Genomic DNA, 13,564 nt, shown 5'->3' on the forward strand with positions numbered 1-13,564 from the left:
CTGCGCGCCATGCGCAGGGCGGGGCAGCTGCTAGGCTCAAACAGCGGGCCGCCTTGAATGCCAGCATCATCGGGCTTTTACCGCCCCCCTCGCCGTCTGCAACCGACGTACTTTTGTCCAGCAGCGCCGCGCGTTTTTTACAGGGCGAGCAGCGCTCACCTCGCCGTTTTCCGGCGGCCTGGTGACGTAAAAATGCGGCTGAAGGGGTGGAAAAATCCATAAGCGACATCGCCCATACTGGATACGACCCGTTCCGTACTGGTTACGACCCCACCAGTAGGCGATTGCCCGGCGCTGGAGGATTATCGAAAGCGACTCGTAAAGCACGGCCACGCATCCTGCCCTCTGCAGGCCTGGTCGACCGGACCCTGAGAAAGCCCGGCGACCCACGCGAACCCGAAGACAAAATCACAGGAGTCCATCCATGAAAGGTTCACCCTCGCTGTTGCTGGTTGCGTTGCTGTCCGCGCCGTTGCTGGCCCAGGCCGCAGAGCCCGAGCAGTGCCAGACGGTACGTTTCTCCGATGTCGGCTGGACCGACATCACGGTCACGACCGCCACCACCAGCGTTGTGCTTGAAGCACTGGGTTACAAGACCCACACCACCATGATCTCGGTACCGGTGACCTACAAGTCGCTGGCCACCGGCAAGGACCTGGACGTGTTTCTCGGCAACTGGATGCCGACCATGGAGAACGACATCAAGCAGTACCGCGACGCTGGCACGGTAGAAACCGTGCGCGCCAACCTGGAAAACGCCAAGTACACCCTGGCGGTACCCCAGGCGCTGTACGACAAGGGGCTTAAGGATTTCAGCGACATTCCCAAGTTCAAGAAGGAACTGGACGGCAAGATCTACGGCATCGAGCCCGGCAACGATGGCAACCGCACCATCCAGAGCATGATCGACAAGAACGCCTTCGGCCTGAAGGACGCCGGCTTCAAGATCGTGCAGTCGAGCGAGGCCGGCATGCTGTCGCAGGTCGACCGCGCGCAGAAACGCGGCGAGGCGCTGGTGTTCCTGGGCTGGGAACCGCACCCGATGAACACCCGCTTCAAGATGCAGTACCTGACCGGTGGGGACGAGTTCTTCGGCCCCGACTTCGGCAAGGCGACCGTGTTGACCAACACCCGCAAGGGCTATACGCAGGAGTGCAGCAACGTCGGCCAGCTGTTGAAGAACCTGTCGTTCGAGCTCAAGGATGAAAGCACCATGATGGGCTATGTCCTGGACGACAAGATGAAACCCGAGGCCGCCGCCAAGAAATGGCTCAAGGACAACCCGGGCAAGCTGGATGCCTGGCTGGCCGGCGTGACCACTGTGGATGGCAAACCGGGCCTTGAGGCAGCCAAGGCCAAACTCGCGCAATAACGTACTACGCAATAGCGCTACCTCGGGGCAGGACCGTGCCTGCCCCGGGTTGATTTCAATCTATGCAGGTGGAAGCTCGCTATCATGCTTATCGATCAGAAAATACCCCTGGGGCAGTACATCGCCTCATTTGTCGAGTGGTTGACCCAGAACGGCGCCAACTACTTCGATGCTATCGCCCAAGGCCTGGAATTCATGATCCATGGGGTCACCAGTGCCCTGACCTGGTTCAACCCATTCGTACTCATCGCCCTGTTCGCCGCCCTGGCGCACCTGATCCAACGCAAATGGGCGCTGACCGTGTTCGTTGCCCTGTCGTTCCTGCTGATCCTCAACCTGGGTTACTGGCAGGAAACCATGGAAACCCTGGCGCAGGTGACCTTCGCCACGGTGGTGTGCGTGGTGATCGGCGTGCCGCTGGGCATCCTTGCCGCACACAAACCCATGTTTTACACCGCCATGCGCCCGGTGCTGGACTTGATGCAGACGGTGCCCACCTTCGTCTACCTGATCCCTACCCTGACCCTGTTCGGCCTGGGTGTGGTACCGGGGCTGATCTCTACCGTGGTGTTCGCTATCGCCGCGCCTATCCGCCTCACCTACCTGGGCATCTGCGATGTGCCGCAAGAGCTGATGGACGCGGGTAAAGCGTTCGGCTGCTCGCGCCGCCAGCTGCTTACCCGTATCGAACTGCCGCACGCCATGCCAAGCATCGCTGCCGGCGTCACCCAGTGCATCATGCTGTCGCTGTCGATGGTGGTCATTGCCGCCCTGGTCGGCGCGGACGGCTTGGGCAAACCTGTGGTCAACGCACTGAACACCGCCGATATTTCCCTGGGCTTCGAAGCGGGCCTGGCGATCGTGCTGCTGGCGATCATGCTCGACCGTATCTGCAAGCAACCGGAACTGCCGGTAAGGGGTGAGGCATGAGCATCATTCGTTTCGAAGACGTCGACGTCATTTTCTCCAACAAGCCGCGCGAGGCGCTGTCGCTGCTGGATCAAGGCAAGACCCGCGAGCAGATCCTCAAGCAGACCGGCCTGGTGGTGGGCGTCGAAAAAGCCAACCTGGATATCAACAAGGGCGAAATCTGTGTACTCATGGGCCTGTCCGGCTCGGGCAAGTCGAGCCTGCTGCGCTGCATCAACGGCCTGAACACCGTCAGCCGCGGCAAGTTGTTCGTCGAGCACGAAGGCAAGCACATCGACATTGCCCACTGCACACCGGCCGAGCTGAAGATGATGCGCACCAAGCGCATTGCCATGGTGTTCCAGAAATTCGCCCTGATGCCCTGGCTGACGGTGCGCGAGAACATCAGCTTTGGCCTGGAAATGCAGGGCCGCCCGGAGAAAGAGCGGCGCAAGCTGGTCGACGAAAAGCTGGAGCTGGTGGGCCTGACCCAATGGCGCAACAAGAAGCCCGACGAGTTGTCTGGCGGCATGCAGCAGCGTGTAGGCCTGGCCCGGGCGCTGGCGATGGATGCCGACATCTTGCTGATGGACGAACCGTTCTCGGCCCTCGACCCGCTGATCCGCCAAGGCCTGCAGGACGAACTGCTGACCCTGCAGAGCAAGCTGAACAAGACCATCGTGTTCGTCAGCCACGACCTGGACGAAGCCCTGAAACTGGGTACCCGCATCGCCATCATGAAAGACGGGCGGATCATCCAGTACAGCAAGCCGGAAGAAATCGTGCTCAACCCGGCCGACGAATACGTGCGTACCTTCGTTGCCCACACCAACCCGCTGAACGTGCTGTGCGGTCGCAGCCTGATGCGCAGCCTGGACAACTGCAAACGGGTGAACGGCTCAGTGTGCCTGGACCCGGGTATCGATTCGTGGCTGGACCTGGGCGAAGGTGGCGCGCTCAAGCGTGCACGCCAGGGCCAAAACGGGCTGGACATGCAGAACTGGGCACCGGGGCAGGATGTGGAGCTGCTGCAGCGCAAGCCAACGGTGGTGCACGCCGACATCGGCATGCGCGAAGCGCTGCAGATTCGTTATCAGACGGGCAACAAGCTGGTGTTGCAGGATAACGACCGGGTGGTGGGGATTCTTGGGGATACCGAGCTTTATCACGCGCTGCTCGGCAAGAATCACGGGTGATGCAATTGGGGCCGCGTTGCGGCCCCAATCAATCTGTCAGCGAACGACGATGCCGCGCGAAGCCATGTAGGCTTTGGCCTCAGGCACCGTGTACTCACCAAAGTGGAAGATACTGGCCGCCAGCACCGCACTGGCATGCCCTTCCAGAATACCGTCAGCCAGGTGCTGCAGGTTACCCACACCACCCGAAGCAATCACCGGAATACCCAGCGCATCGCTGATGGCCCGGGTAACGCCCAGGTCAAAGCCGTTCTTCATGCCGTCCTGGTCCATGCTGGTCAGCAGGATCTCGCCAGCCCCCAGGCCTTCCATCTTCTTCGCCCACTCGACTGCATCCAGCCCGGTCGGCTTGCGCCCACCGTGGGTGAAGATTTCCCAGCGCGGTGCTTCACCCGGCCCGGACACCTTCTTGGCATCGATGGCGACAACGATGCACTGCGAGCCGAAACGGTCAGCGGCCTCGCCCACAAACTCCGGGTTGAACACCGCCGCCGTGTTGATCGATACCTTGTCGGCACCAGCGTTGAGCAGGTTGCGAATATCCTGCACGGTCCGCACGCCACCGCCCACGGTCAGCGGGATGAACACCTGGCTGGCCATGCGCTCGACGGTATGCAGGGTGGTGTCGCGGCCATCGACGCTGGCGGTGATGTCGAGGAAGGTGATTTCATCGGCACCCTGCTCGTCGTAGCGACGGGCGATTTCCACCGGGTCGCCAGCATCACGGATGTTCTCGAACTTGACGCCCTTGACCACCCGGCCGTTGTCCACGTCCAGGCAAGGGATGATGCGCTTGGCCAGTGCCATGGTTCAGTCCTCAGCCTTGGTAGTTGTCGCAGAAGGCCTGGGCCTCGGCGACATCGAGGGTGCCTTCGTAGATGGCACGGCCGGTAATGGCGCCGATGATGCCCGGGGCCTTGGCGTCCAGCAGGGCCTTGATGTCGCCCAGGTTGTGGATGCCGCCCGAGGCGATTACCGGAATGCGGGTGGCCTCGGCCAGTGCCTTGGTGAACGGCACGTTGCAGCCCTGCATCATGCCGTCCTTGGCGATGTCGGTGTAAACGATCGACGACACGCCATCCGCCTCGAAACGCTTGGCCAGGTCGATAACCTGAACCGCGCTGACTTCGGCCCAGCCATCGGTGGCAACGAAGCCGTCTTTGGCATCCAGGCCAACAATGACCTTGCCCGGGAAGGCCTTGCACGCTTCGGCCACGAACTCCGGCTCTTTGACCGCCTTGGTGCCGATGATGACGTAGCTGACGCCAGCCTTGACGTAGTGCTCGATGGTTTCCAGCGAGCGGATGCCGCCGCCGATCTGGATCGGCAGGGTCGGGTAGCGCTTGGCGATGGCGGTGACCACTTCACCGTTGACCGGCTGGCCTTCGAAAGCGCCGTTGAGGTCGACTAGGTGCAGGCGGCGGCAGCCACCCTCGACCCACTTGGCGGCCATGCTTACCGGGTCGTCGGAAAAAACCGTGGAGTCTTCCATGCGGCCCTGGCGCAGGCGCACACAGGCGCCGTCCTTCAGATCGATAGCGGGGATAATCAGCATCTTGGGAACCTGTCTGTTCTTAGGGTTTCAGGGCTTCTCGAGCGCCCACAGATCACTTTCGATGCTCTCGAACCGCTCCTTGAGGTGCAGCTGAACATCGGCAATCGCCCTGTTGTAGTAATGGGGTGCAATTTCTTTGCTGAACAGCTCGAGGACCTCGGCCACCTCGAACGACCCCAACTGCAGCTCGAAACGGTCTTCGAGGAAGCGCTTGAGGGTGTCGAGCGCGTCGCGCTCCTGCTCGGGGGCCAGGGTAATGACCGGGGCCTTGGTCTTCGACCTGCTCATTTACCAGCGCCCGTCCCAGGCGACGAAGTTCTGCAGCAACTGCAGGCCATGGGTATGGCTCTTCTCCGGGTGGAACTGCACGGCAAAGCGCGAGCCATCGGCCAGCGCAGCGGCGAAATCGACACCGTAATGGCCGCGACCGACCACCTGGCCCGGCTTGCCGGCATTGATGTAGTAGCTGTGCACGAAGTAGAAACGCGCGCGGTCGGGGATGTCGTGCCACAGCGGGTGGTCGATGGTCTGGCCCACTTCGTTCCAGCCCATGTGCGGCACCTTCAGGTGCTCGCCGTCTTCTTTCAGGTCTTTGCCGAAGAAGCGCACCTGCCCGGGGAACAGGCCGATGCAGTCGACACCGTCGTTCTCTTCGCTGTGCTCCAGCAGTGCCTGCATGCCGACGCAGATGCCGAGGAACGGACGGTCTTGGCTCACTTCACGCACCAGGCTGTCGAAGCCCAGGCGGCGGATTTCGGCCATGCAGTCGCGGATCGCGCCTACACCCGGGAACACCACGCGGTCAGCTTCACGGATGACCGCAGCGTCGCTGGTGACCAGCACCTTGCCGGCGCCGACGTGCTCAAGCGCCTTGGCCACCGAGTGCAGGTTGCCCATGCCATAGTCGATTACGGCTACCGTCTGCATTTACAAGCACCCTTTGGTCGACGGCATTTGCCCGGCCATGCGCTCGTCGAGGGTCACGGCCATGCGCAACGCGCGGCCAAAAGCCTTGAACACGGTTTCGATCTGGTGGTGGGTGTTGTGGCCACGCAGGTTGTCGATGTGCAGGGTCACCAGGGCGTGGTTGACGAAGCCCTGGAAGAACTCCTGGAACAGGTCGACATCGAAGCCGCCGACGCTGGCACGGGTGTAAGGTACGTGCATCTGCAGGCCTGGGCGGCCGGAGAAGTCGATGACTACGCGCGACAGTGCTTCGTCCAGCGGCACGTAGGCGTGGCCGTAGCGGAAGATGCCTTTCTTGTCACCGATGGCCTGGGCGAATGCCATGCCCAGGGTGATACCGACGTCTTCGACGGTATGGTGATCGTCGATATGCGTGTCACCCTTGCACTCGATATCCAGATCGATCAGCCCATGGCGGGCGATCTGGTCCAGCATGTGTTCAAGGAAAGGCACGCCGATATCGAATCGGGCCTTGCCACTGCCATCGAGGTTGATCGAGCACTTGACCTGGGTTTCCAGGGTATTGCGCTCGACGGAAGCCTTACGTTCGACCATCACCAGCTCCGCAAAATCATGGGGCGAAAAGGGCTCCATTATAGGCCCAGAACGCGCCAGCTTGAAACGCGGATGACATATGGCAAAACGAGGAATTACGGGGGCTGGATGCAGTTACAAGTCTATACAAGCAAGTAATCGGGGCTGCTTTGCAACCCCGATGTCCGGGATCAGTGGAACAGCGCTGCAGTTTTCTGCAAGGTTACCCACACCCCCCAGACCAACGGCACAACCACCACCGCCCAGGCCAACAGCACCAGCGGCAGGCTGCCCGGTGCGGCTCTCCACTCCAGCGAACGCGCACCGTCGGCCCCTTTGTCATGGCTCAACGCTCGCTCGGCCGCCAGTTCGGCATCGCTCATGAAGTGCTTGTCGGCCACCGGCCGCACCAGCATGTTGCAGATAAAGCCCAGTACCAGCAGGCCGGCGAGGATGTACAGGGTCATGTCGTAGGCCGCCGCACGCTCAACCCCCGCCGCCAGTTGGTATTCGCGCAGGTAGGTGATCAACACAGGCCCCAATACCCCCGCCGCCGCCCAGGCGGTCAGCAGGCGACCATGAATGGCGCCGACCATCTGCGTACCGAACAGGTCGGCCAGGTAGGCCGGCACCGTGGCAAAACCACCGCCGTACATTGAAAGGATGATGCAGAACGCCGCCACGAACAGCGCAACGTTACCCAGGTGCCCCATGTTCGGCACCAGGCTGTAAAGGCCCACACCCAGGGCGAAGAAGGCGAAGTAGGTGTTCTTGCGGCCGATGTAGTCGGAGAACGACGCCCAGAAGAACCGCCCACCGATGTTGAACAGGCTCAACAGGCCGGTAAAGCCGGCAGCAATCGCGGCAATCTGCGCCAACTGAGCCGCATTCAGCTCACTGAACGTCAGCTCGTTGCCCAGCAATTTGCCCGCGAACACTTCCTGCAGGAGTGGCGATGCCATGCCGAGAATGCCGATGCCGGCCGACACGTTCAGGCACAACACCAGCCAGATCAAGGCGAATTGTGGGGTTTTCCAGGCCACACTGACGTGCACATGGCGGTCGGTGACCATGGCATTGCCAGCTTTTCTGGCCGGAGCGACCCAGCCTTCGGGCTTCCAGCCAGTCGGCGGCACGCGGTACGCCAGGGCGCCAGCGGTCATGAATACAAAGTAGATCGCCGCCATGGCGACGAAGCTCTGCCATACGCCCACTTCGTGCTCATTGCCAAAGTGCCCCATCAGCGCAGTGGCCAGTGGTGCCCCCACCATGGCACCGCCGCCAAAGCCCATGATCGCCATGCCGGTGGCCATGCCGCGTTTGTCAGGGAACCATTTGATCAGCGTCGACACGGGCGAGATATAGCCCAGCCCCAGGCCGATACCGCCAATGACACCGGAGCCCAGCCACATCAGCCACAGCTGGTGGGTTTTCACGCCAATGGCCGAGATCAGCATGCCGCCGCACCAGCACAGCGCCGAGACCAGGCCGGCCTTGCGCGGGCCGGCGTGCTCCAGCCACCCGCCCAGTACGGCCGCCGAGCACCCCAGGAAAACAAAGAACAGGGTGTACACCCAACTCAGCATCGAGATCGGCCAGTCGCATTCGGCGCTGAACATACGGGCCATGAAGCCCATGTCCGCTGCACAGGCGACAGGCGCGGTGATGCCGAGGGCTTGCGAAAGGGGCAACCAGAACACCGAGAAACCATAGGCCATGCCAATGCACAGGTGAATGGCCAGGGCGGCTGGCGGGACCAGCCAGCGGTTGAAGCCCGGGCGGGCGATGATGCGTTCCTTCGTCAGGAAGCCAGGCGCACTGGCCACAGAGCCGGTTGCGACGATACTGGTCATGGATCTGATCCTTTTTATGGGGAGGGTGCTCGCAAAGCGGCGCAAGGGTAGCAGAGCCAAGTAGCGCGAAAGCAGTCTGATATCGTTAATTCTTGCCCGGCTGAAACGGTCATATTTGCTTGTGGAAAGCCGTACCCTCTGCTGCAAGCGTAAGAAATGCCCTGTATCTCTGGTCGAATACGCAGGGACATCCACTGCGGCGTTATACTCTGCCGCCTGAATTTCACTAACGGACTACAAGGACTCGCCCATGAAAGCGTTCGGCAAAATCCTGGGACTGGGGCTTCTCGGGTTGCTGCTGATCATCGTGGCGCTGGGCTTCGCCCTGACCCACCTCTTTGATCCCAACGACTACAAAGACGAGATTCGGCAGCTGGCGCGCGACAAGGCTAACGTCGAACTGACACTCGACGGGGATATCGGCTGGAGCCTGTTCCCGTGGCTAGGCCTGGAGCTGCATGAGGCCAGCATTGCCACCCTGGCCAAACCCAAGGAACCGTTCGCCGACCTGCAAATGCTCGGCCTGTCCGTGCGTGTGCTGCCGCTGCTGCGCCGCGAAGTGCAGATGAGCGACGTACGCGTCGAGGGCCTGAACCTGACCCTGACCCGTGACGAACACGGCCACGGCAACTGGGAAGACATCGGCAAACCGCTGCCCGCGCAAAACGCCACCCCTGCCGATGCGCAGGCCAATGCCTCCGTTCAGGCACCCGCTGAACAGAAGCCGGCACCTGCCGAAGGCAACGAGCGCGCCGTCAAGCTGGACATCGACAGCCTGACCGTCAACAACGCCCGCGTGCAGTACACCGATGCCAAGACCGGCCAAAGCTATAGCGCCGAAAGCATCCAGCTAAGCACGGGCCCGGTCCACGAAGGCGCCAACATTCCGCTCAAGGCCAGCGCCTTCATCAGCGCCAGCGAGCCGAACATCAAAGCCCGCACCGAACTGGCCGGCGAGCTGCGCTTCGACCGCAAGCTCAAGCGCTACAACTTCGAAGACATGCGCCTGTCGGGCGAAACCTCGGGTGAACCCACCGGCGGCAAGACCGTGACATTCGCCGCCCAAGGCCAGCTGCTGGCCGACCTGGCTGCCAATGTCGCCTCCTGGAACGGCCTGAAAGTCTCGGCCAACCAGCTGCGAGCCCTGGGCGAGCTGAACCTGCGTGACCTGGACAAGGTGCCACAGCTGAGCGGCGGCCTGTCCATCGCCCAGTTCAACCTGCGCACCTTCCTCGACAGCATTGGCCGCCCGCTGCCGGCCACCAACGACCCGGCAGCCTTCGCCAAGCTGGAGCTGGTGACCCGATTGCAGGGCACAGCAAACAGTTTGGCCCTGGAAGACCTGGCCGTGAAACTGGACGACAGTACCTTCAGTGGCCGTGTGGCCGTGGAAGACTTCGCCAAGCAGGCCCTGCGCCTGCAACTGAAGGGCGATACCTTCGACGCTGACCGCTACCTGCCCGCCAAGAGCGAAGAGGCCAAGGGCGCCACTGCCGCGCGCCAAGCCGAGGTCAAGCAGCAAGAGGCCAGCGCCGTGGCCGGTGCCGGCACCACACCATTGCCCAACGCCCCGACCCAAGTGGCCTGGAGCGACGAAAAGCTGCTGCCGGTCGACCGCCTGCGCGCCCTCGACCTGCAAGCCGACCTGGCCTTTGGCTCGCTGACCGTGGACAAGCTGCCGATCGAAGACGCCCAGCTCAAGGCCATCGGCCAAGGCGGCCTGCTGACCCTGCAAACCCTGCGCGGCGAGCTGTACAACGGCACCTTCGAAGCCAAGGGCACGGTCGACGTGCGCCCTGCCGTACCGCAACTGGGTGTGAACACCAATATCCAGCGGGTGCCGGTAGAGCACTTCATCAAGACCGAAGGCAAGGACCAGGCACCACCGGTCAAAGGCCTGCTGACCCTGACCAGCGACCTGACCGCCAGCGGCAACAGCCAGAAAGCCCTGGTCGACACCCTCAACGGCAGCGCCAACTTCACCATCAATGATGGCGTGCTGGTCAACGCCAACCTGGAACAGCAGCTGTGCCAGGCCATCGCCACGCTCAACCGCAAGACCCTGAGCGGCGAGCCACGCGGCAAGGACACCCCGTTCCAGGAACTGCGTGGCAGCCTGGTGGTGCGCAATGGCGTTGCCAGCAACCCGGACCTCAAGGCACGCATCCCGGGCCTGACCGTGAACGGTAACGGCGACCTCGACCTGCGTGTGCTGGGCATGGATTACAACGTGGGCGTGATCGTCGAAGGCGACCAACGCGCCATGCCGGACCCAGCCTGCCAGGTCAACGAACGCTACGTTGGCGTTGAAGTGCCGCTGCGCTGCCGTGGTCCGCTGGAGCTTGGTGCCAAGGCCTGCCGTCTGGACCAGAACGGCCTGGGCAAGGTCGCTGCCAAGCTGGCCGGCAACCGCCTGAAAGACAAGATTGACGAAAAGCTCGATGAAAAACTTGGAGACAAAGTGAGCCCGGAAGTGAAAGACGCGCTCAAGGGGCTGTTCAAGCGATGAGCCCCGAGCAGTTCTCCAGCGCTGTGCTGGATTGGTATGACGAGCACGGCCGGCACGACCTGCCCTGGCAACAGGGCATCACCCCGTACCGGGTGTGGGTGTCGGAAATCATGTTGCAGCAGACCCAGGTCAGCACCGTGCTCAACTACTTCGACCGCTTCATGCAGGCGCTGCCGACCGTGCAGGCCCTGGCCGAAGCGCCGGAGGACGAAGTGCTGCACCTGTGGACGGGGCTGGGCTATTACACCCGTGCACGCAACCTGCAAAAGGCCGCCAGGATCGTCGTCGAGCAACATGGCGGCGAATTCCCACGCAGTGTCGAGCAGCTCACCGAGCTGCCCGGCATCGGCCGCTCCACCGCAGGCGCCATCGCCAGCATCAGCATGGGCATTCGTGCGCCGATTCTGGATGGCAACGTCAAGCGCGTACTGGCCCGCTACACCGCCCAGGCGGGCTACCCCGGCGAACCTAAGGTGGCCAACCAGCTGTGGGCCACGGCCGAGCGCTTTACCCCGCAGCAGCGCGCCAACCACTACACCCAAGCGATGATGGACATGGGCGCCACGCTGTGCACGCGCAGCAAGCCCAGCTGCCTGATCTGCCCGCTGCAGCGCGGCTGCGAAGCGCACCTGCACGGTGAAGAAACCCGCTACCCCGAGCCCAAGCCGCGCAAGGCACTGCCGCAGCGGCGTACGCTAATGCCACTGCTGGCCAACCACGAAGGCGCCATCCTGCTTTACCGCCGCCCCTCCAGCGGGCTGTGGGGAGGGTTGTGGAGCCTGCCGGAACTGGACGACATCGCCCAACTCGATGACCTGGCCTACCAGCATGGCCTGCGCCTGGCTGACAGCCGCGCCATGGACAGCCTGACCCACACCTTCAGCCACTTTCAGCTGGCCATCGAGCCTTGGCTGGTGCGCGTCGACCCGGTCGGTCAGCACATGGCCGAGGCCGACTGGCTCTGGTATAACCTCGCCACCCCGCCGCGCCTGGGCCTTGCCGCCCCGGTGAAAAAGCTGCTTAAACGCGCGGCCGACGAACTGATTGCAGGAGACACCCGATGACCCGCACCGTGATGTGCCGCAAGTACCAAGAAGAACTGCCAGGCCTGGAACGCCCGCCCTACCCAGGCGCCAAGGGCCAGGACATCTTCGAACACATCTCGCAGAAGGCCTGGGCCGACTGGCAGAAGCACCAGACCATGCTGATCAACGAAAAGCGCCTGAACATGATGAACGCCGAAGACCGCAAATTCCTCCAGACCGAGATGGACAAGTTTTTCGCCGGCGAAGAATACGCGCAGGCGGAAGGCTACGTTCCACCGGCCGAATGACCCCAAAAATCGTAAGCGACGGAATTAATTTAAAATTTTTTCAAAAAGTCGTTGACGAGCGGTCCGGAAATCTATTTAATTCACCTCGTCGCCCAGATAGCTCAGTCGGTAGAGCAGAGGATTGAAAATCCTCGTGTCGGCGGTTCGACTCCGTCTCTGGGCACCACCTTCAAGCTTCTGGTGGTTGCAAAGTTACCCGAAGCGACACAAGAAACCCGCCCAGTGCGGGTTTTTTGTTGTCTACAGTTTTCTTATTGACCAACATCAAATAGCCATTATCCGCTCACCTTCAAAATCGAGGATGGACATCCGACTCGACTTACAAGGACCTCCATGAGCGAAGAATCCCCCCTCCTGCTCCCTGCCCCAAGTGAACCCGCTATTACCCCGGCCCGCACGCGCCGCCCACGCCAGCGCAAGCCGGAGCCGACGATTACCAGCATCAGCCAGCAGCCTGCTGCACTGGAAGTGGCCACTGCCCCCAGGGGCAGCAACGAAGACAGCACAAGTGCGCGACTGCCGGCCAGCTACCCATACCGCACCCGCTTGCGCCGCCAGGAATACGAGAAAGCCAAGCATGAACTGCAGATCGAGTTGTTGAAGGTGCAGAGCTGGGTGAAGGAAACCGGCCAGCGCGTCGTGGTCCTGTTCGAAGGGCGCGATGCTGCAGGCAAGGGCGGCACCATCAAGCGCTTCATGGAGCACCTCAACCCTCGCGGTGCGCGCATCGTTGCCCTGGAGAAGCCTTCCGAGCAGGAACAGGGCCAGTGGTATTTCCAGCGCTATATCCAGCACCTGCCCACAGCGGGGGAAATGGTGTTCTTCGACCGTTCCTGGTACAACCGCGCCGGGGTCGAGAAGGTGATGGATTTCTGTACACCGCTGCAGTACCTGGAGTTCATGCGCCAGGCGCCGGACCTTGAGCGCATGCTGTGCAACAGTGGCATCCTGTTGTTCAAGTACTGGTTCTCTGTAAACCGCGAAGAGCAGCTGCGCCGCTTCATCTCTCGCCGCGACGACCCGCTCAAGCACTGGAAACTTTCGCCCATCGACATCAAGTCGCTGGACAAGTGGGACGATTACACCAGCGCCAAGGAAGCGATGTTCTTCCATACCGACACCGCCGATGCGCCATGGACGGTGATCAAGTCCGATGACAAGAAGCGTGCGCGGATCAACTGCATCCGGCATTTTCTGCACTCGCTGGATTATCCAGGCAAGGACCTCAGCGTGGCGCATGCACCGGATGAACTGCTGGTCGGGCGGGCTTCGCGCGGTTTTGAAGAAGACGAAGCCACCCAGCCGGCAGCCTGAAGACTTAACCTGCCCTCGAAAAA

At 62.0% G+C, this 13,564-nt stretch carries 13 protein-coding genes and 1 tRNA gene; 8 read left to right on the plus strand and 6 right to left on the minus strand.

Annotated features, from left to right (window positions below; genetic code table 11):
• Positions 1 to 424 precede the first annotated feature (424 nt).
• The 3 genes from APH36_RS14195 (at position 425) to choV (ending at position 3,477) form a co-directional block, all read left to right on the plus strand.
• A complete protein-coding gene (locus APH36_RS14195; RefSeq protein WP_060499152.1) occupies positions 425 to 1,372 on the plus strand; it encodes a choline ABC transporter substrate-binding protein in 948 nt (315 codons plus the stop codon).
• A gap of 81 nt (positions 1,373 to 1,453) precedes the next feature.
• Complete coding sequence (gene choW / locus APH36_RS14200; protein WP_174244689.1) at positions 1,454 to 2,302, plus strand: choline ABC transporter permease subunit; 849 nt, start codon at positions 1,454 to 1,456, stop codon at positions 2,300 to 2,302.
• Positions 2,299 to 3,477: a choline ABC transporter ATP-binding protein gene (gene choV / locus APH36_RS14205; RefSeq protein ID WP_060499153.1), complete on the plus strand. Its 1,179-nt coding sequence runs from the start codon at positions 2,299 to 2,301 to the stop codon at positions 3,475 to 3,477. The genes choW and choV overlap by 4 nt, the downstream gene beginning before the upstream one ends.
• 36 nt (positions 3,478 to 3,513) lie before the next feature.
• Here the strand turns inward: choV and hisF are convergent, their stop codons facing one another.
• From hisF to APH36_RS14235, 6 genes are all read right to left on the minus strand, one after another.
• Positions 3,514 to 4,284: an imidazole glycerol phosphate synthase subunit HisF gene (gene hisF / locus APH36_RS14210; protein WP_003255729.1), complete on the minus strand. Its 771-nt coding sequence runs from the start codon at positions 4,282 to 4,284 to the stop codon at positions 3,514 to 3,516.
• A 10-nt stretch (positions 4,285 to 4,294) separates the two neighbouring features.
• Entirely contained in the window at positions 4,295 to 5,032 is a 738-nt protein-coding gene (hisA, locus tag APH36_RS14215) for a 1-(5-phosphoribosyl)-5-[(5-phosphoribosylamino)methylideneamino]imidazole-4-carboxamide isomerase (protein ID WP_016714501.1), read from the minus strand.
• 27 nt (positions 5,033 to 5,059) lie between these two features.
• Positions 5,060 to 5,320: a DUF2164 domain-containing protein gene (locus APH36_RS14220; RefSeq protein WP_016714500.1), complete on the minus strand. Its 261-nt coding sequence runs from the start codon at positions 5,318 to 5,320 to the stop codon at positions 5,060 to 5,062.
• A complete protein-coding gene (gene hisH / locus APH36_RS14225) occupies positions 5,321 to 5,959 on the minus strand; it encodes an imidazole glycerol phosphate synthase subunit HisH (protein WP_016714499.1) in 639 nt (212 codons plus the stop codon).
• Entirely contained in the window at positions 5,960 to 6,553 is a 594-nt protein-coding gene (gene hisB, locus APH36_RS14230; RefSeq protein WP_009682881.1) for an imidazoleglycerol-phosphate dehydratase HisB, read from the minus strand. It abuts the gene before it with no gap.
• Between the two features lie 170 nt (positions 6,554 to 6,723).
• Positions 6,724 to 8,385, minus strand: a complete 1,662-nt coding sequence (locus APH36_RS14235) for an OFA family MFS transporter (protein WP_060499154.1) — start codon at positions 8,383 to 8,385, stop codon at positions 6,724 to 6,726.
• Positions 8,386 to 8,635: 250 nt separating this feature from the next.
• Here APH36_RS14235 and APH36_RS14240 point away from each other — a divergent pair, with 250 nt between their 5' ends.
• The 5 genes from APH36_RS14240 to ppk2 all read left to right on the plus strand — a co-directional run bounded on the left by APH36_RS14240 (position 8,636) and on the right by ppk2 (position 13,541).
• Positions 8,636 to 10,894 carry an AsmA family protein gene (locus APH36_RS14240; RefSeq protein ID WP_060499155.1) on the plus strand — a complete coding sequence of 753 codons (2,259 nt, stop codon included), beginning with the start codon at positions 8,636 to 8,638 and terminating at the stop codon, positions 10,892 to 10,894.
• Positions 10,891 to 11,958 carry an A/G-specific adenine glycosylase gene (gene mutY, locus APH36_RS14245; protein ID WP_060499156.1) on the plus strand — a complete coding sequence of 356 codons (1,068 nt, stop codon included), beginning with the start codon at positions 10,891 to 10,893 and terminating at the stop codon, positions 11,956 to 11,958. The genes APH36_RS14240 and mutY overlap by 4 nt, the downstream gene beginning before the upstream one ends.
• Positions 11,955 to 12,227, plus strand: a complete 273-nt coding sequence (locus APH36_RS14250; RefSeq protein ID WP_060499157.1) for an oxidative damage protection protein — start codon at positions 11,955 to 11,957, stop codon at positions 12,225 to 12,227. The genes mutY and APH36_RS14250 overlap by 4 nt, the downstream gene beginning before the upstream one ends.
• A 90-nt stretch (positions 12,228 to 12,317) precedes the next feature.
• A tRNA-Phe gene (locus APH36_RS14255) sits at positions 12,318 to 12,393 on the plus strand.
• 167 nt (positions 12,394 to 12,560) lie between these two features.
• Positions 12,561 to 13,541: a polyphosphate kinase 2 gene (ppk2, locus tag APH36_RS14260; protein WP_060499158.1), complete on the plus strand. Its 981-nt coding sequence runs from the start codon at positions 12,561 to 12,563 to the stop codon at positions 13,539 to 13,541.
• The last annotated feature ends 23 nt before the right edge of the window (positions 13,542 to 13,564 follow it).

It is taken from the genome of Pseudomonas sp. NBRC 111133 (genome assembly GCF_001320605.1).
GTDB lineage: Bacteria > Pseudomonadota > Gammaproteobacteria > Pseudomonadales > Pseudomonadaceae > Aquipseudomonas > Aquipseudomonas monteilii.